This is a genomic window from Ruegeria sp. YTSC004, from assembly GCF_059609805.1.
Genome location: NZ_JBXWMJ010000002.1, coordinates 138,170 through 155,265, shown reverse-complemented (window position 1 = coordinate 155,265; position 17,096 = coordinate 138,170). Strand labels below are relative to the sequence as shown.

Here is a 17,096-nt window from a genome sequence, read left to right as displayed (position 1 = left end):
AAAGCCACCACTCACGGAACAATATCACTGTGCAACTGGGGCTCAGATTCGGGAAGTCATGATTTCCTTACCCTACGTAAATTGACGCAAATTAGCGTCAAATTGATCACATCATGCTTCCATGATGAACATCTGATTTTGCAGGGATGCTTTGAGCACGGCTTGCGCCGTTGTTTCGACTGACAACGACTCACGGGCAAGCCTCAAATGCTTCTCAACGGTCGCCGACGTCAGCCCCATCAAAAGCGCAATGTCCTGTGTCGTCTTCCCATCGCCAACCCATTCCAGCGCCTCGCGCTGACGCTTCGTCAGAGCGCGATTGGGGGTGTTGTAGGGCAGGGTAAGTATCTTCAGATGCGCGACATTGTTCATCAACAAAATGTCATCGCCATGTTCCGCCCAGATTGCATCGACCTCATCCTGACTAGTGGCCCCACCAGCCGAAAGAGAGATCGCACCCTTCGACCGCATCGAAACCGAGGTGAAACTGATAGTGTATCCCGCCACAACGCCTTTTGACCGATTGAACTCGTATACTTGGCGTTCCTGGGCGGTCATCGTGCCGTCGGAATTCATATCCTGAATCATTCTCCAACTGGCCGCGCCTTCATTGTGCAGCGCCCATTTCAGCATGGGTGCATGAAAGTACAGCCCATCGCGAACGAAACCATCAATGTACTCTTTGCCGTGGTTTGTAAGGATGGTGAAGTCTTCGGGGTCTCCCAAAGACGTTTCGGTCCTGTAGCGCGTATAGCCGTATAGCAGACGGTCGAAACCGAAAATTGCCATCTGGCGGCAATGAGCGTCCCAAAGCTCTTCCAGCGTTTTGACGTAGCTGAGGAAATTCAGATACTCGCCCAGCTTCATACGGACCCCTCGATTTGCAAATGCGCCGACAGCGCATCCAACGCCATCACATAGCTCTGCAGCCCAAAGCCGCAGATCTGTCCCAGCGCAACCGGCGCCACATAGGATTTGTGCCGGAAGGGTTCACGTGCGTGTATGTTCGACAGGTGAACCTCAACAACCGGCAGGTCTACCGAAGCGATCGCATCCATCAAAGCGACCGAGGTGTGTGTATACGCGCCGGCGTTCAGAACGATCCCGTCCTGATTGCCTTTGGCCGCGTGGATCGCGTCGATCAGCACACCTTCGTGATTGGATTGCAGGTGTGATACGTCCAACCCGATAGACGCGCCGTGGCTTACACAGGTTTCTTCGACCATTTTCAGCGTTGTACGGCCATAAACCTCGGGTTGTCGTGTGCCCAGCAAGTTCAGGTTCGGACCGTTCAAAATCAGAACTTTATGCATTCATTCTCCGTCCCATTACTGGTTGATAAACGTGATTAGGTATGGATGTCCACCAGCCTGCGCACTCATCAGGCGAGTGTCGCGCATCTAACACCATCTGATCTTGAACCAAGCGTCGAAAACCAGTCAGGATTCTGGCATCGTTACCACAACTTTTCCAAGAACGGTGCGGTCGTTCAATAATTTCAGTGCCTCGCTTGCATCCGCTAAAGGAAACCGCCGACTGATTTGCGGCTTTATCTGTGAATTGGCGTATAAGTCGAACAACTCGCTGACATTTTCGGCATGGCTCTTGGGATCACGATAGACCGAAGCCCCCCAGAACACGCCAACGACCTGGCAGCCCTTCAACAATGGTAGATTGAGTGGGACTTTGGGAATACCGGCCGGAAACCCGACAACAAGGAACCGGCCATTCCACGCCATGCTGCGCAGCGCTGGTTCGGCATAATCCCCACCAACGGCATCATAGACGACATCCACGCCATTTGCGCCCGCTATAGCCTTGATTTCACCGGAGAATGCCTTTTGCGCATTACGATCCATCTGGCGGGAATATACGATTGTGTCGTCCGCGCCGATTTGACGGCAAAAATCCGCCTTTTCCTGAGAAGATACGGCCGCTATGACACGCGCGCCCATCGCCTTGCCCAGTTCAACGGCCGCGCTACCGACACCACCTGCGGCACCCAGCACCAAAAGGGTTTCACCAGGCTGCAATGCGGCACGGTCTTTCAGCGCGTGGTAGGACGTGCCGTAGGTGAAAATGAAACAAGCCGCGTCATCGAATGGCATCGATGTGGGGAATTTCACGGCTGTAGCCGCCTTGACCGTCAATTGCGTTGCAAAACCGCCATATCCGGTCAGCGCCAGAACCCTGTCCCCAACTTCGAACCCGTTCACGCCTTCTCCAACGCCCAATACCTCACCTGCGATTTCCCCCCCGGGGGCAAATGGTCTTGGTGGCTTAATCTGATACAGGTCTTGGATCATCAACGTATCGGGGAAATTGACGCCAGCAGCCTTGACCCCGACCAGCAAATCTCCCTTTCCTGGCACCGGGTCGGGCAGGGTCGTAAGTTCCAAAGTATCCGGTCCGCCCGGCGCGACGCTGAGTAACGCTTGCATAATGACTATCTTGTCCTTGTTATTCGGTTGAGAGGACCTTTGGCGCAGCGGTGAATGTTGTCAAGAATTCCGCAGGGTGCAAATCTCGCCGAAAATCGCCACCTGTGCCCCAATTCAAAACCGAGGAGCAGACCATGACCCCTGAAACCCTATTTTCGCTGCAGGGAAAAACCGCACTGGTGACAGGTGGTGCCACCGGCATTGGCCGGATGGCTGCGGAATCGCTTGTAAGGGCAGGGGCACGCGTACTGATCGCGTCGCGCAAAGGGGAAGCATGTGAAACCGTCGCGGCCGAGCTGAATGCTCTGGACGCGCCCGGAAGCGCCGAAGGTTTCAGCGGAGAAGTTGGAACGGAAGACGGCGTTGTGGCCATGGTCGATGAGGTCAAGAATCGCACGGATACCCTTGATATCCTGATGAATAATGCGGGCATCTCTTGGGGTTCACCGCTGGGACAGTTTCCCCATCACGCGTGGGAAAAGGTCAATTCCGTCAACGTCGCTGGTCTGTTCGAACTGACGCAGCGCCTGTTGCCGATGCTGATGAAGTCCGGAACACCCGACGATCCGGCGCGCGTCGTCAACGTTGGATCAGTAATGGGTGAGGTACCGATGGGCGACGGTGCTTACAGCTATTCTGCATCCAAAGCCGCGGTGCTGCACCTGACCAAGATTTTAGCCAAGGAATTGTCGCCCTATCACGTCACTGTTAACGCGCTTGCACCGGGACCATTTGTATCACGGATGACAGCCTTTGCGACGGCAGACGAGGGTACGCGCGAAAAGGTTGGCAAGACAGTACCGCTGGGCCGTGTGGGTCGCGACGAAGATATCGCCGGGTGTATGTTGTTCCTATGCGGGCGCGGCGGCAGCTATGTGACCGGAGCCGTCATCCCAGTTTCTGGGGGCCTAAACGTGGTGACCGCCGGTAATCTCTTCGCCGAAGCACTATAGGGCCGGGGGAATAGTTATTGGAAATGCGGGATAAATCACAACTCGACCTGACGGCGCTAGACACCTATCTCAGCGCAAATTTGGACGGTTACATGGGGCCGCTGAAAGCGACGAAGTTCGCCATTGGACAATCCAACCCAACTTTCGAATTGCGCACACCGTCCAAGACTTACGTGCTGCGCCGTAAACCGCCAGGCGTCTTGCTGAAATCAGCCCATGCTGTGGAACGCGAGTTTCGCGTTCAAAGCGCACTGGCCGACAGCGCGGTTCCGGTCCCTCAGATGATGCTGCTTTGCGAGGATGACGACGTCATCGGTTCGGCGTTTTATGTAATGGAACGCTTGCAGGGACGTGTATTCCTTGAGCCGACGGTGGATGAGGACGACAACGCAACTCGCAGTGGTGTATTCGACGAAATGAACCGCGTGCTGGCCGATCTGCATGACGTCGATGTGGACGCGGTAGGCCTGTCCGATTATGGCCCGCCGGGCAACTACTTTGAGCGCCAAATTGCCCGTTGGACCAAGCAGTATCGCGCATCCGAGACAACGACCATCCCCGAAATGGACGCGCTTATCTCCGCGCTTGAGGGGGCCATTCCGGAGGATGACGGGCAGCGAACGTTGGTGCATGGTGATTACCGCATCGACAATCTGATGTTCGAACAAAACGGTTGCCGCTGCATTGGCGTTCTGGATTGGGAGCTGTCGACGATCGGGCACCCTTACGCAGATCTGGCAGCGGTTATCATGCAGTGGCAACTGCCCCCCGGAAACGAGGGTCGCGGGTTGGCAGGCGTCGACCGTCAAGCCCTGGGAATACTGTCAGATCAAGAGTTTATCGGGCGATATTGCCAACGTCGCGGCTTACCTGGGATTGAAAATTTCGGGTTCTACCTAGCGTTCAATTTCTTCCGAATGGCCGGAATTCTGCAGGGTGTGTACAAGCGCGCATTGGACGGCAACGCGTCTGATCCCAAACGCGCGCAGGTATTTGGGGCTTATGTTCCGGTGTTTGCAAAACACGGGCTTGAAGCCCTGAATTCGTAGTTCGGCCGTCAGTCCGGCGACTTGGAAAGCTCTAGCCTCAGATTGCCAAGGCTGTTCTTGCCAAAAAACATCTCGGTACCCACAAACATTGTGGGCACTCCAAATACGCCTCGTTTTACGGCGGCCTTGGATTGTTCTTTGAGCCGCTGTTTTATTTCGGCACCCGTCATGGCCTCGCGGATTTTGCGCGCGGGAAGTTTGTTTTCGTGCATGATATCCATCAGCACACCCAGTTCATCGACTTTCTGGCCATGTACCCAGATCGCATCATATATCGCGTCTATATATTTGGATTCCCAAGATTTACCGGAGGCAAATACAGCACCACGCATGGCAAACTTGGTGTTCACCGGGAAATGCGGGCTCATATGAAAACTTAATCCGCGTCTGCGGGCAAAGCGATGAAGATCATGGGTCAGATAGGCTGTTTTCTGGCGGTTTTCCGAAAATGCCTCGAACGGGTTCTGATTATGTGTCGCCTTGAATATCGTCGGCAGTAACACGGGCACATAGCTTACCTGCATGCCATTTCGTTTCGCCAGTTCGGGCAAAACCTTATGGGCCAGAAATGCGTTTGGGCTGCAAAAATCGAAAATGAAATCTATGGTCTGCGTCATTGTCTAAACTCCGATACGACGATCTGTGAAATGAACTCTGAACCACCAGACGAATCTATAACGCGTCTAGTGTACAGGCGGGAAGGCTGGCGCGCACTGGCCGTTGGTCACGATGTGGGAAATCAGGAATTCCTCTATTAATTCAGTGCGTCACCGGTCAAGATCAATCAAACCGCCGAGGAGGTTCGAGAAACCCATGCGCAGCCAGACCACCCTTGATCCCGCCCGCCTGAACCGCATACGGGACTGGATGCAGCGATATGTCGATGAGCGCAAATACGCGGGCAGTTCATTACTATTGACCCACCACGGGTCCGAGGGGTTTTTTCACGCCTGTGGCCTTAGAAATGTTGAAAAGGACCTACCGTTTCAGCGCGATACGCTTGTGCGGATCTATTCTATGACGAAACCCATCACCTCGGTCGCGGTGATGATGCTGGCCGAGCGTGGGTTGTTCCACCTCGACGCGCAACTTTCTGAATTTCTGCCTGAATTTGCTTCCGTTCAGGCTCTTGTTCCTGGGGCGGAGAGGCTGGATCAAACCGAAGATGCACCATCCCCGACACTGCATCAGCTACTGACCCACACAAGCGGATTCAGTTATCCGTTCAATCCCGGTGTTCTCCCGGCAGCGATGGATGCACAGAAGCTGATTTTTAGCCCCAATCAAGGGCTTTTGAAGGACAGGATCGGCGCACTGGCACAGCTGCCATTGGCGTTCCAGCCCGGAACCCGTTGGGAATATTCAGTTTCCACTGATGTGTTGGGCCGCTTGGTCGAGGTTGTGTCCGGCAAAACCTTGGATCAGTTCTTCGCGCAAGAGATCTTTGAGCCCCTTGAGATGGCCGAGACCGGATTTTCTGTGCCCAAAGGGGCAGGGGATCGGTTCGCGTCTCTCTATACGCCGCTGGCCGGGGACGCGATGGCGCTGAATTCAGCTGAGACCGGCGACGACACCCTGCGATTGACAGACGAGGCAGGCGCATCCCCATTTGAAAAGGCGACGACCTTTTCGGGCGGTGGCGGTCTGGTCAGCACGATCGACGACTACGTCAAATTCACCGAGATGATGCGAAACCGGGGGCAGGGCAACGGCCACCGCTTGCTGGGTCCAAAGACAGTCGACTTCATGCTGCAAAACCACTTGCCAGGCGATATCGCCTCGATGGGCCCGCAAAGCTTTGCCGAGCAACCGATGGAAGGCATGGGATTTGGTCTGGCCGGGTCTGTCATCATCAACCCTGGCAGAACCCGAACACCTGGGTCATTAGGTGATTTTAGTTGGGGCGGTATGGCTTCGACATTCTTCTGGATTGACCGCAGCAACGATCTGTCGGCCGTATTCTTCACCCAATTGTCGCCGTCCAGTTCTTACCCGTCCCGATCCGAGCTAAAGGCGCTGGTAATGGGCGCGTTGGTTGATTGACCCGGATGGCGCTGATACGCCTTTTTCATAGCCAACCGGAGAGTCGCCAATGACCGAAGCAGAACGTGTCCTTCTTGACCTTTTGAACCTCGAGAGGCTCGAAGTTGACCTGTTCCGAGGCACCGGGTCAGGCGGCGAGACTCCGACGCGTATCTTTGGCGGGCAGGTGGTGTCGCAGGCTCTGGCGGCGGCGTATCGTACTGTGGATGATCGGCTGTGCCATTCGCTGCATGCGTATTTTATTCGCCCGGGCGATCCATCTATTCCTGTTATTTATCAAGTTGATAGAGCCCGGGATGGAGGTTCATTTACCACACGGCGCGTGGTCGCGATCCAGCATGGCAAACAGATTTTGAACGTATCGGCCTCGTTCCACATTGAGGATGAAGGCTGGGATCATCACCATGAGATGCCCCAGATGGAGGACCCGGAAAGTTATCCGTCGCGCACTGAACTGCGCAAGAAATACGTGGATTTGGTACCCAAACACATGCGTGGTGAGCTGACACGCGAACGGCCAATCGAGGTCCGTGAGGCCAGCCATCTTGATCCGTTCCACCCTGAAATATCGGACGATCGAAATCAGGTCTGGTTCCGCATGCCCGGTGCAGTGGGGGCGGATTCTGCCACTCAGCAATTGCTGCTGACTTACGCGTCTGACATGTATCTGATGGGATCAGGTATGCGACCGCATGGCCTCAGCTGGTTTACGGGGCAGGTCAATGGGGCCAGCCTGGATCACGCCATGTGGTTCCACGCGCCGATCCATTTTGAAAACTGGCATCTGTATTCGATGGATTCGCCATGGAGTGGGCGAGGGCGCAACTTCAACCGAGGGTCGATTTATGCACAAGACGGCACTTTGGTTGCGTCGGTCACGCAGGAAGGCCTGATGCGAAAAGCCCAGAAGAAACTTTAATCATCGTCCGTAAACTGTTGATTTAACTTGTTCATGCCCCTAAGCCAGCTGTCGTAATCACTGGATTTGTGCCGAATGTAGTCCAACACTTTCGAATGCGGTAGCACCAGAAACTGTTCCGACTCAATGGCTTCGACACAGGCCTGGGCCACGTCTTCAGGCTCTAGCATACCGTCGATAGACGCTACCGAATCCTCAAAGCCGCGTGTCATTTCGGACTGAACTGCTTGCGGACATAGAACCGAAACGCGCAGGCCTTTATGGCTGTATGTCAGCGACAGCCATTCGGCAAAGCCCACGGCGGCGTGTTTAGAAACGCCGTACGGTGCAGCGCCAGGCTGGTTCAAAAGTCCTGCAGCCGAGGCCGTTGTCATGATGTAGCCACCGCCGCGCGCGATCATATGCGGAACGAGGTGACGCGCGGTCCAGACATGAGACATGACGTTGATTTTCCAGATCCGCTCCCAGTCTTCATCCGGAACGTCCAGACCACCAAGGGTCAGGATACCAGCATTTGCACAGAACAGATCAATCGGGCCAATCTCATCTTCGACGTGATCAATCAGCGCTTTGATACTGGCTTCGTCTGAAACATCGCATGTTACCGCGTGTCCATTGATTTCCGTGGCCACAGAACGCGCAGCTTCGGTGTCTATGTCTGCGCATACGACCGTTGCACCTTCGCGCGCGAACCGGGTTGCCAGACCTTTACCGATACCGTTGGCTGCACCGGTGACCACCACAGTCTTGCCATTCAAGTTCATCAGGGGCTCCGAATTGGACGTTTTGAAAGGCATCGTAAGGCATTGGCAATTTTGGGAAAACCGGAAATTGCCAATGCTATTTTTTACCATAATACCGATTATGCGGTATTTAGAATATCCTAGTAGAAGGCCTGAAGTCCGGTCTGTGCCCGCCCCAAAATCAACGCATGAACGTCGTGCGTGCCCTCATAGGTGTTCACAGTTTCCAGATTGACCATGTGGCGGATAACCTGGAATTCCAGTGAGATGCCATTGCCACCGTGCATGTCGCGGGCATTCCGCGCGATCTCCAACGCCTTGCCGCAGTTGTTGCGCTTAACGATCGAAATCATCTCGGGCGCTGCTTCGGCCTGATCCATCAAGCGGCCAACGCGCAGGCTGGCTTGCAGGCCCAAAGCGATCTCGGTTTGCATGTCCGCCAGTTTGCGTTGGAACAGCTGCGTCTGCGCAAGCGGCTTGTTGAACTGTTTGCGGTCCAGACCATACTGACGCGCACCGTGCCAACAGCTTTCAGCGGCGCCCATGACGCCCCAGCTGATCCCGTAGCGCGCACGGTTCAGACAGCCAAACGGACCCTTCAGGCCCTGAACATACGGCAGCAAGGCGCCCTCGTCCACTTCGACGCCGTCTAGAACGATCTCACCCGTAATCGATGCCCGCAGGCTCATCTTGTTCTGAATTTTGGGCGCGCTCAAACCTTTGAGACCCTTGTCCAAAACAAAGCCACGGATCTTGCCGTCATGAGCATCGGACTTAGCCCACACCACAAAGACGTCTGCGATGGGTGAATTCGAGATCCACATTTTGCTGCCGGTCAGCCGATAACCACCGTCGATCTTTTCCGCGCGGGTTTTCATGCCCGCCGGGTCCGAGCCGGCATCAGGTTCTGTCAGACCAAAGCAACCGATCCATTCGCCGCTGGCCAGTTTCGGAAGGTACTTCCGGCGCTGTTCTTCGCTGCCATAGGCATAGATCGGGTACATCACCAATGAGCTTTGTACCGACATCATCGAGCGATAGCCAGAATCCACACGCTCAACCTCGCGCGCGACCAGACCGTAAGACACATAGCCGCTACCAAGACCGCCGTATTCTTCGGGGATCGTGGTGCCCAAAAGGCCCATTTCACCCATTTCGCGGAAGATTTCCGGGTCCGTTTCCTCGTTCTGGAAGGCTTCCAGAACCCGTGGTTGCAGCTTTTCCTGACAATATGCCTGCGCACTCGCGGCGATCATGCGCTCATCTTCTGTTAGCTGATCCGCCAGACGAAATGGATCGTCCCACGAGAACGCCCCCATGTCAGGTGCATCTTTGGCGCGCAAAGTCGGTTTGGTGTTCGGGGCGTTCATTTTGGTTCTCCGCTAGTCGGCTTTGTCGCAAAATACCCTGCCGTAACCGCAAATAACAGCTACAGATTCGCAACGAACCATGAGTAAACCGCATAGAACAGGGCAGTGCGCCCTGCCCCGTGTTTTTACCCCAGCGCATACCCTGCGCCGCGGACCGTACGCACAGGATCTTCACCGCCATGCTGCGTCAGCGCCTTGCGCAAGCGGCCGATGTGAACATCGACCGTTCTGGTATCGACGTAGATATCGCGCCCCCAGACCCGGTCCAGCAACTGTTCGCGGCTCCAGACACGACCCGGTTTTTCCATGAACGTGCTCAGCAGACGAAACTCGGTCGGGCCCAGTTTCAGCGGCTTGCTGTTTCGGCTGACCTTGTGTGTCTCGGAATCCAGAATGATATCCGCAAATTCAAGCTTGATACCGACCGTCGCCGGGCGAACACGGCGCAACTGTGTGCGCACGCGCGCCATAAGCTCGACAACCGAATACGGCTTGACCACATAGTCATCCGCCCCGGTTTCCAGACCACGCACCTTGTCGACCTCTTCCGACCGGGCGGAAAGCATGATGATGGGGATCGATCGTGTATCCGGGCGCGTTTTAAGGCGGCGGCACACTTCGATCCCGCTGAGGTTGGGCATCATCCAGTCCAAAACGATGATGTCCGGATTGTCTTCATCAACCAGTAGCAACGCCTCGTCACCATTGGCCGCCTTGGATACACGAAACCCTTCTGCTTCGAGGTTGTAAGCCAGCACTTCACGCTGGGCCAGTTCATCCTCAACAACCAGTACCGTAGGCTGATCAGCGGACATAATCGTTGCCTCCTAGGCGGTTTGCGAGGTGGTATCAGCTTTGGGACGTGCTTCCGATGGCCGTTCCCCAGTCACCAGATAGACCACCTGTTCTGCGATGGCTGTTACGTGATCACCCATCCGTTCGATGTTCTTGGCAATGAAATGCAGGTGCATGCACGATGAGATATTGCGTGCATCTTCGGCCATGAAGGTCAGGAACTCGCGGAACAGGCCATTGTACATCTGGTCTACTTCTTCATCCCGCTGGATCACGTCAGCGGCCAATTCGGCGTCACGTTGAATATAGGCGTCCAACGCGTCGCGCAGCATCCGCTCAACCTCGCGCGCCATACGGCGCAGGGCGGCGGCACTGCCGTTGATCTCACCGGCGTCGACCAGAACCGTGGTGCGTTTGGCGATGTTTTTGGAATAGTCGCCAATGCGTTCCAGGTTGGCCGAGACCTTCAGAACAGACAGAACCAGACGCAGGTCGCTCGCTGTGGGTGCCCGCAGCGCGATCACCCGCGCGGTTTCTTCGTTGATCAGATCCTCAAGCGCATCAATGGCTTTGTCGCCCTGACGCACCTGTTGGGCCAATTCGACATCCCGGGTTTCAAGCGAGCGCGCGGCGTTCATGATCGCGGCCTCGACCAGACCGCCCATCTTCATGATATGGGCCTGAACCGCTTCAAGGTCGCGGTCGAATGCGGATGCAATATGTTGTTCGGTCATGTTCAAATACCTGTCCTCAGCCGATACGGCCGGTGATGTAGCTTTCCGTGCGGGGGTCTTCGGGGTTGGTAAAGATCTGGCCGGTTTCGCCGAATTCCACGAGGTTGCCCAAATGGAAGAACGCCGTTTTCTGGCTCACCCGCGCAGCCTGTTGCATTGAGTGGGTCACGATCACCACCGAATAGCGCGACCGCAGTTCGTCAATCAGTTCCTCGACTTGCGCAGTGGCAATCGGGTCCAACGCCGAGCATGGCTCGTCCATCAGCAAAACCTCAGGTTCCGTTGCCACGGCACGGGCAATGCACAGGCGCTGTTGCTGACCACCGGACAGGCCTGTACCGGGGGCGTCCAAGCGGTCCTTGACCTCATCCCATATCGCAGCACGACGCAGAGATTTCTCAACGATATCATCCAGTTCCGATTTGTTCTTTGCAAGACCATGGATGCGCGGGCCATAGGCCACGTTGTCATAGATCGACTTGGGGAACGGGTTGGGTTTCTGAAACACCATTCCGACCTTGGCACGCAACTGCACCGGGTCGACACGCTTGTCATAGATATCTTCGCCGTCCAGCAGGATATCGCCCTCGACCCGGCAAATGTCGATGGTGTCGTTCATCCGGTTGAGGCAGCGCAGAAAAGTGGACTTGCCGCAGCCCGATGGGCCGATAAAGGCCGTTACGGTCTTGTCCTCGATCTGGACGTCCACGTCTTTGATGGCGTGCGTGTCGCCGTAGTAGACCTGAACGTTGTTGGCGGCGATCTTGATGGCTTTGGAGTCCACGGTTCTCTCCACTCGTGTCATATCATTCATAATAGCCCCATTTACCAGCGGCGTTCAAAGCGGCGGCGCAGAAGTACCGCAATGGTGTTCATTGTAACGAGGAAGATCAACAGGATGATGATGCCCCCCCATGCACGTTCATAAAAGGCCGGGTCGGCGCGCTTGGACCATTCATAGATCTGCGCCGGCATGGCCGAGTTTGGTGACAGGAAGCCCGCGACAATGCCATCGGGCGGATTTGAGGCGATAAAGCCTACCATCCCGATCAGCAACAACGGTGCGGTTTCCCCCAGTGCCTGCGCCAGACCAATGATGGTACCGGTCAGAATGCCGGGTGCAGCCAGCGGCAGGACATGGTGGAACACCGCCTGCATTTTCGAGGCCCCTACCCCAAGCGCCGCATCACGGATCGACGGCGGTACAGCTTTCAGCGACGCGCGGGTCGAGATGATGATCGTCGGCAGCGTCATCAGTGTCAGCACCAGACCACCCACCAACGGGGCTGACGTCGGCAGGTGCATGTAGTTGATGAACACAGCCAGACCCAGAATACCGAACACGATCGACGGAACAGCGGCCAGGTTCGAGATGTTGACCTCGATGATATCGGTCAACCGGTTCTGTGGCGCAAATTCCTCAAGATAAATCGAAGCCGCTACACCGATGGGCAAGGCCAGCGCCAGGACGACCAACATCATGAACAATGAACCCAGCATAGAGACACCGATCCCGGCCGCTTCGGGCCGCTGGTCTGACGCATCTGCACCCAAAATGAAATCCGGGTTGAAGGCTTTGTACAGCACACCTGCATCGCGCAGTTGATCCACGAAATCCAACTGTTCGACCGAGATACTCTTGTCGTTGGCAATCGAATCGCGGGTCACGCGACCTTTCATGTAGCCATCGACACGGCTGTTGACCAAAAAGCGGAAGCTGACCGTTTTGCCGATCTCATCGGGGTTGGCGATCACATAGTTCCGCAACTCGGCTTGCGCGGCCTTGGACAGGATCTTGCCCATCTCCTTGGGTTTCAGGTCTGTCTGGATGCTCAGCTTTTCGACTTCGCTTTCCAGCGCAGACGCGATCAGAGGGGCATAGCCAAAGGTCGAAACCTTCTTGATATCCTCGATGTTCCGGTTACCCTTCTTGTCCAGCTTGTCGGCCTTCAATTCGACATTCAGTTCAAGAAAGCTTTGCCGAAAGGCACCGGTGCCAGCGGTGACAATATTGGTCACCAGCACAATCAGCATCAGCAATCCGATCCCAATGGCGGCGATGCCATACATTTTGAACCGGCTTTCGGCTGCGTTGCGCCGCTTGGTGCGCGCGTCCTTTTCGAACAGCGAGCCGCCCTTGGGCTTCGTGGTCGGAGCAGCGTCAGGCATTTGGGAAATATCGGTCATTCGTACTGCTCCCGGTATTTGCGTACGATGTAGAGGGCAAAGATGTTCAGCCCCAGTGTGATGATGAACAGGGTCAGACCCAGCGCAAAGGCCACCAGCGTTTCGGGGCTGGCAAAATCGGTATCGCCTGTCAGCTGGCTGACAATCCGCGTGGTGATGGTTGTCATCGCTTCGAACGGGTTGCCCGAGAATTTGGCGATCGCTCCGGCGGCCATCACAACAATCATCGTTTCGCCAATGGCGCGGCTTGCGGCCAGAAGGATCGCGCCGACAATGCCCGGCAGCGCTGCCGGTAGAATCACATTGCGCACGGTTTCCGAATGCGTCGCTCCCAAACCCAGCGAGCCGTCACGCATGGATTGCGGCACCGCGTTGATGATGTCATCCGACAGAGATGAGACAAACGGGATCAGCATGATCCCCATAACCAGCCCAGCGGTCAGAACCGCGTTCGAACTGGCCATCCAGCCCACTCCCAACGCGCCACCGTCACCAAACATCGACACCAGCGCAGGACCCACAGTTAGCAAGGCAAACAGGCCGTAAACAATGGTCGGAATACCTGCGAGGATTTCCAGCAGCGGTTTCGCGATGGACCGCGTCACGCCCGAAGCATATTCAGACAGATAGATCGCGGCAAACAGGCCAATCGGAACCGCCACAAGCAGCGCGATCACAGAGATGTACAGCGTGCCCCACAACAGCGGTAGGATCGACAGCTCACTGCCTCCGCGGAAGTTCGGTGCCCACGTGCTGCCGAAGAAGAAGTCCTTCCACGAATGCAGCTGGAAGAAGTTCATCGTCTCAAACAGCATCGACAGAACAATGCCGATGGTTGTCAGGATCGCGATTGACGCGGCCAGCAATAGAAGGGCCAGAACCCCCTGCTCTACCACGTTGCGCGCCCGAAACTCCTTGTGCGTACGCACATAGGCAAAGGCGGCCCCAAGTAGTGCCATCGCCAGCACTACGACTTGCATGGCAACTGTCCCTGTGGACGTCATGCTGCGGAACTTTTGTGCTGCAACCAAAATCGGCTGTGTGATGTCCTGAGTAAGAACCTGGCCTGCGTCTTTCAGCGTTTTCGTCAGCGCTTCGATATCCGCATTGCCGTTCCGGGCTTGAGTTTCGGTCATCGCACCGCTGGCAACAGCGCCGTCCAAGCCGTAGGCGACACGGCGCACTTCGCTCATGATCAGGCCGCGATCCGACCCTTCGGGCACTGCATGATCGGGAATAAGCTCGGATACCGTGCTGTTCACGATCATCGGTTGGGCAAGGAGCCAGACGATCAGCACCCCAACTGCAGGAACCAGAGCCGTCAGCGCAACGTTGTAACCGTAGTAAGACGGTAAAGAATGCAAATCGCGGACGTTACCACCCGCACTTGCCAGAGCGCGGGACCGACCCGCAAAAAATCCGATCACTGCCAGCGCAAGCAGGATAAGCAACAGCCAGGATAACGCCATGAGAACTCCGTGGGGATGGCAGAGATGGAGTCAAAAAGAACCGGGGCGAGAAAAACCGCCCCGGTTCCGTTCGTAAGAGTGATTAGGAACCGCCGCCCAGGACGGTTTCGTTGGCAACAGCTTCCTGTACCTTGACCAGCTCAGGGTCGGATACCAGGCCGTATTCTGCCAGCGGACCGTCGGGACCTGCGATCTCGTCAGCGACAAAGAACTCAGCATATTCTTTCAGGCCGGGGATCACGCCGATATGCGCTTTCTTCACGTAGAAGAACAGCGGGCGCGAAACCGGGTATTCGCCGGTTGCGATCGACTCGGTCGAAGGAACAACGTCAGACATGGTTGCGACTTGCAGCTTGTCGGTGTTGTTCTCGTAGAACGCCAGACCAAAGACGCCGATGCCGTCTTTGTTGCTGTCGATACGGGCCAGAGTTTCGGTGTAGTCACCGTCGATGTCGACCGAAACGCCATCGGTACGCAGAGCGATACAGGCTTTCTCGGCGGCTTTCTTGTCGTCGCCATTGGCCGCTTTGTAGACGTCAAAGTCGCCCAGATGCTCACAACCAGCCAGGATCACTTTGTCTTCGAACACTTCACGAGTGCCGTGCTTGGTGCCCGGGATGAAGGCTGCGATCGGCTGTGCCGGGAATGCAGGGTTTACGTCGGCCCAGGTTTTGTTGGGGTTGTCGACCAGTTCACCGTCAACGACGATCTGAGCGGACAAAGCTTTGTACCAGTCTTCCGGCGTGAACTCGAAAGAGTTGCCGTTGATGTCGGATGCGAAAACGATGCCGTCATAACCGATCTGAACTTCGATGATGTCAGTAACGCCGTTTTCAGCACAGGCTTTGATTTCTTTTTCACGGATCTGGCGCGATGCGTTCGCAACGTCGATGGTGTTTTCGCCAACACCTTCACAGAAACGCTTCAGACCTGCCGAGGAACCACCCGATTCAACAACCGGTGTCGGGAAGTCAAAATTCTCACCGAAGGCTTCTGCTACGATCGAGGCGTATGGCAGCACGGTTGAAGAACCCGCAACCTGAACCTGATCACGAGCGGCGGCCGCGGTGGCCGATACAGCAGCAATGGTAAGCGCCGAAGCCGACAGTTTTACAAAGGACATTTCAGTCTCCCTGAAAAGATAAATTGTGATCACCCCATGATGATCTGCGCGAACTCCTAAAAGCCGTGCGTAAGCCTTTTGTGACAAGTACGTAACGGTTTTATGACACGTAACGATTTTCTTAAGTTTTCTTAACAGGACAGTACGGAACACAGCGCGCGTCTGAAATGAACCTGCGTCATTGGCCGAAAATCAGCGCGGCAAAATCACTGTAAATACAGAGCCTTTTCCCAGATCGCTTTCGACCCGTAGCCGCCCCCTGTGGCGGTTTACAATATGTTTTACAATCGCAAGGCCCAGCCCCGTACCGCCCAGCTCGCGGGATCTGTGACTGTCGGCGCGATAGAATCGCTCGGTCAGGCGCGGCAGATGCACGGCATCAATCCCTGGGCCTTTGTCTGCGATCTGTACCCGAACCGCAGGGCCGCGCATGGCGGTGTCGCGCTCAGATGACTGAATGCGCACATCAACACTACCGCCGCTACCGCCATATTTGATGGCATTCTCGATCAGGTTCGTGAACACCTGACGCAATTGGTCGCTGTCTCCGGTCACCGAGATTGGCCCTGATGACGCATCCAGTGTCAGGTCCACTTTTGCGGCCTCAGCAAGGGGACGCAGCGTTGTAAGCGTTGATTGCAACAGACCTGTCAGATCAAGCTGCTCCCTGGGGCGAACCCGCTCTTCGCTCTCGACCCGGTTCAGGGATAGCAGATCGCCGACCAGCCGGTTCATTCGATTGGCTTCGTCGGTCATGATCTGCAGAAACCGCTCACGGGCGGCTGCATCATCTCGCGCTGGACCACGCAATGTTTCTATGAAGCCCATCAGAGCAGTCAGAGGCGTGCGCAGTTCGTGGCTGACATTCGCCACAAAATCGCGCCTCATTTGTCCGGCCTGTTCCAGATGCGTGACGTCCTGGAAAACGACCATCACGGCACCACCCTCCACCGCGCCCACACCCTTCATGTAACGGCATTGCACTTCGAAAGTGGTGTCCTGGGCACCATCATTGGACAAATGGCGCGTTTTGGCTGGGCCTTTACTGCGCAGGCTCTGCTCCATCGCGTCGATGACTTGTGGCTGCCGAAGGATCGTTGCGAAATGGCGGCCTTCGATGTTCTGACCCAGCATAGTTCTGGCTTCGGTGTTTGCCGCTATGATGCGCTCGGTCTGATCAACCATAAGCGTGGGCATCGGAATGGCCGACACAATTTCAGCAAGCAGGTCGTTTGGCATTTCCGTCACTCTTGATGCGTTTGGAATCAAC

The 17,096-nt window shown here is 55.8% G+C and carries 17 protein-coding genes; 4 read left to right on the top strand and 13 right to left on the bottom strand.

Annotated features, from left to right (window positions below; all coding sequences use genetic code 11):
* Positions 1 to 111: 111 nt before the first annotated feature.
* From AC2FFP_RS04440 to AC2FFP_RS04430, 3 genes are all read right to left on the bottom strand, one after another.
* Entirely contained in the window at positions 112 to 867 is a 756-nt protein-coding gene (locus AC2FFP_RS04440) for a helix-turn-helix transcriptional regulator (protein ID WP_058271634.1), read from the bottom strand.
* The gene (gene aroQ / locus AC2FFP_RS04435) at positions 864 to 1,313 is read right to left on the bottom strand and encodes a type II 3-dehydroquinate dehydratase (RefSeq protein WP_496880758.1); all 450 of its coding nucleotides are present in this window, start codon (positions 1,311 to 1,313) and stop codon (positions 864 to 866) included. Before aroQ ends, AC2FFP_RS04440 begins: the two co-directional genes overlap by 4 nt.
* A gap of 126 nt (positions 1,314 to 1,439) precedes the next feature.
* Positions 1,440 to 2,441 (bottom strand): NADPH:quinone oxidoreductase family protein, encoded by a 1,002-nt coding sequence (locus AC2FFP_RS04430; RefSeq protein WP_496764890.1) that lies wholly within the window; start codon positions 2,439 to 2,441, stop codon positions 1,440 to 1,442.
* A gap of 134 nt (positions 2,442 to 2,575) precedes the next feature.
* Here AC2FFP_RS04430 and AC2FFP_RS04425 point away from each other — a divergent pair, with 134 nt between their 5' ends.
* Together AC2FFP_RS04425 and AC2FFP_RS04420 are read left to right on the top strand one after the other, a co-directional pair.
* Positions 2,576 to 3,394, top strand: a complete 819-nt coding sequence (locus AC2FFP_RS04425; protein WP_496843840.1) for an SDR family oxidoreductase — start codon at positions 2,576 to 2,578, stop codon at positions 3,392 to 3,394.
* Between the two features lie 23 nt (positions 3,395 to 3,417).
* The gene (locus AC2FFP_RS04420; RefSeq protein WP_496764885.1) at positions 3,418 to 4,443 is read left to right on the top strand and encodes a phosphotransferase family protein; all 1,026 of its coding nucleotides are present in this window, start codon (positions 3,418 to 3,420) and stop codon (positions 4,441 to 4,443) included.
* A gap of 8 nt (positions 4,444 to 4,451) precedes the next feature.
* Here the strand turns inward: AC2FFP_RS04420 and AC2FFP_RS04415 are convergent, their stop codons facing one another.
* Positions 4,452 to 5,060 carry a 2-hydroxychromene-2-carboxylate isomerase gene (locus tag AC2FFP_RS04415; RefSeq protein WP_496764883.1) on the bottom strand — a complete coding sequence of 203 codons (609 nt, stop codon included), beginning with the start codon at positions 5,058 to 5,060 and terminating at the stop codon, positions 4,452 to 4,454.
* 196 nt (positions 5,061 to 5,256) lie between these two features.
* Here AC2FFP_RS04415 and AC2FFP_RS04410 point away from each other — a divergent pair, with 196 nt between their 5' ends.
* Together AC2FFP_RS04410 and AC2FFP_RS04405 are read left to right on the top strand one after the other, a co-directional pair.
* Entirely contained in the window at positions 5,257 to 6,486 is a 1,230-nt protein-coding gene (locus tag AC2FFP_RS04410; protein ID WP_496764880.1) for a serine hydrolase domain-containing protein, read from the top strand.
* A 49-nt stretch (positions 6,487 to 6,535) separates the two neighbouring features.
* Complete coding sequence (locus tag AC2FFP_RS04405; RefSeq protein ID WP_496733232.1) at positions 6,536 to 7,405, top strand: acyl-CoA thioesterase; 870 nt, start codon at positions 6,536 to 6,538, stop codon at positions 7,403 to 7,405.
* Here AC2FFP_RS04405 and AC2FFP_RS04400 read toward each other — a convergent pair.
* The 9 genes from AC2FFP_RS04400 to AC2FFP_RS04360 form a co-directional block, all read right to left on the bottom strand.
* On the bottom strand, positions 7,402 to 8,169 hold the full coding sequence (locus tag AC2FFP_RS04400) for an SDR family oxidoreductase (RefSeq protein ID WP_496880757.1): 768 nt from the start codon (positions 8,167 to 8,169) through the stop codon (positions 7,402 to 7,404). The genes AC2FFP_RS04405 and AC2FFP_RS04400 overlap by 4 nt on opposite strands.
* Positions 8,170 to 8,288: 119 nt before the next feature.
* Positions 8,289 to 9,518 carry an acyl-CoA dehydrogenase gene (locus AC2FFP_RS04395; protein ID WP_496843835.1) on the bottom strand — a complete coding sequence of 410 codons (1,230 nt, stop codon included), beginning with the start codon at positions 9,516 to 9,518 and terminating at the stop codon, positions 8,289 to 8,291.
* A gap of 125 nt (positions 9,519 to 9,643) precedes the next feature.
* Positions 9,644 to 10,333 carry a phosphate regulon transcriptional regulator PhoB gene (gene phoB, locus AC2FFP_RS04390; RefSeq protein WP_058277939.1) on the bottom strand — a complete coding sequence of 230 codons (690 nt, stop codon included), beginning with the start codon at positions 10,331 to 10,333 and terminating at the stop codon, positions 9,644 to 9,646.
* Between the two features lie 12 nt (positions 10,334 to 10,345).
* On the bottom strand, positions 10,346 to 11,047 hold the full coding sequence (gene phoU / locus AC2FFP_RS04385; RefSeq protein ID WP_496764868.1) for a phosphate signaling complex protein PhoU: 702 nt from the start codon (positions 11,045 to 11,047) through the stop codon (positions 10,346 to 10,348).
* A gap of 16 nt (positions 11,048 to 11,063) precedes the next feature.
* On the bottom strand, positions 11,064 to 11,861 hold the full coding sequence (gene pstB, locus AC2FFP_RS04380; RefSeq protein ID WP_058271912.1) for a phosphate ABC transporter ATP-binding protein PstB: 798 nt from the start codon (positions 11,859 to 11,861) through the stop codon (positions 11,064 to 11,066).
* A gap of 11 nt (positions 11,862 to 11,872) precedes the next feature.
* A complete protein-coding gene (pstA, locus tag AC2FFP_RS04375; RefSeq protein WP_496843833.1) occupies positions 11,873 to 13,234 on the bottom strand; it encodes a phosphate ABC transporter permease PstA in 1,362 nt (453 codons plus the stop codon).
* The gene (gene pstC / locus AC2FFP_RS04370) at positions 13,231 to 14,703 is read right to left on the bottom strand and encodes a phosphate ABC transporter permease subunit PstC (protein WP_496764863.1); all 1,473 of its coding nucleotides are present in this window, start codon (positions 14,701 to 14,703) and stop codon (positions 13,231 to 13,233) included. The genes pstA and pstC overlap by 4 nt, the downstream gene beginning before the upstream one ends.
* An 82-nt stretch (positions 14,704 to 14,785) precedes the next feature.
* Positions 14,786 to 15,826: a substrate-binding domain-containing protein gene (locus AC2FFP_RS04365; protein ID WP_496722892.1), complete on the bottom strand. Its 1,041-nt coding sequence runs from the start codon at positions 15,824 to 15,826 to the stop codon at positions 14,786 to 14,788.
* A 192-nt stretch (positions 15,827 to 16,018) separates the two neighbouring features.
* Positions 16,019 to 17,065, bottom strand: coding sequence for an ATP-binding protein (locus AC2FFP_RS04360; RefSeq protein WP_496764860.1), 1,047 nt, complete (start codon positions 17,063 to 17,065; stop codon positions 16,019 to 16,021).
* Positions 17,066 to 17,096 lie beyond the last annotated feature (31 nt).

Coding starts and splice junctions, on each gene's coding strand:
- AC2FFP_RS04440 (WP_058271634.1), bottom strand. CDS start 867: ATGAAGCTGGGCGAGTATCTGAATTTCCTCAGCTACGTCAAAACGCTG.
- pstA (WP_496843833.1), bottom strand. CDS start 13,234: ATGACCGATATTTCCCAAATGCCTGACGCTGCTCCGACCACGAAGCCC.
- AC2FFP_RS04405 (WP_496733232.1), top strand. CDS start 6,536: ATGACCGAAGCAGAACGTGTCCTTCTTGACCTTTTGAACCTCGAGAGG.
- pstB (WP_058271912.1), bottom strand. CDS start 11,861: ATGAATGATATGACACGAGTGGAGAGAACCGTGGACTCCAAAGCCATC.
- AC2FFP_RS04410 (WP_496764880.1), top strand. CDS start 5,257: ATGCGCAGCCAGACCACCCTTGATCCCGCCCGCCTGAACCGCATACGG.
- AC2FFP_RS04400 (WP_496880757.1), bottom strand. CDS start 8,169: ATGAACTTGAATGGCAAGACTGTGGTGGTCACCGGTGCAGCCAACGGT.
- AC2FFP_RS04420 (WP_496764885.1), top strand. CDS start 3,418: ATGCGGGATAAATCACAACTCGACCTGACGGCGCTAGACACCTATCTC.
- phoU (WP_496764868.1), bottom strand. CDS start 11,047: ATGACCGAACAACATATTGCATCCGCATTCGACCGCGACCTTGAAGCG.
- pstC (WP_496764863.1), bottom strand. CDS start 14,703: ATGGCGTTATCCTGGCTGTTGCTTATCCTGCTTGCGCTGGCAGTGATC.
- AC2FFP_RS04395 (WP_496843835.1), bottom strand. CDS start 9,518: ATGAACGCCCCGAACACCAAACCGACTTTGCGCGCCAAAGATGCACCT.
- AC2FFP_RS04430 (WP_496764890.1), bottom strand. CDS start 2,441: ATGCAAGCGTTACTCAGCGTCGCGCCGGGCGGACCGGATACTTTGGAA.
- AC2FFP_RS04415 (WP_496764883.1), bottom strand. CDS start 5,060: ATGACGCAGACCATAGATTTCATTTTCGATTTTTGCAGCCCAAACGCA.
- AC2FFP_RS04360 (WP_496764860.1), bottom strand. CDS start 17,065: ATGCCAAACGACCTGCTTGCTGAAATTGTGTCGGCCATTCCGATGCCC.
- AC2FFP_RS04365 (WP_496722892.1), bottom strand. CDS start 15,826: ATGTCCTTTGTAAAACTGTCGGCTTCGGCGCTTACCATTGCTGCTGTA.
- phoB (WP_058277939.1), bottom strand. CDS start 10,333: ATGTCCGCTGATCAGCCTACGGTACTGGTTGTTGAGGATGAACTGGCC.
- aroQ (WP_496880758.1), bottom strand. CDS start 1,313: ATGCATAAAGTTCTGATTTTGAACGGTCCGAACCTGAACTTGCTGGGC.
- AC2FFP_RS04425 (WP_496843840.1), top strand. CDS start 2,576: ATGACCCCTGAAACCCTATTTTCGCTGCAGGGAAAAACCGCACTGGTG.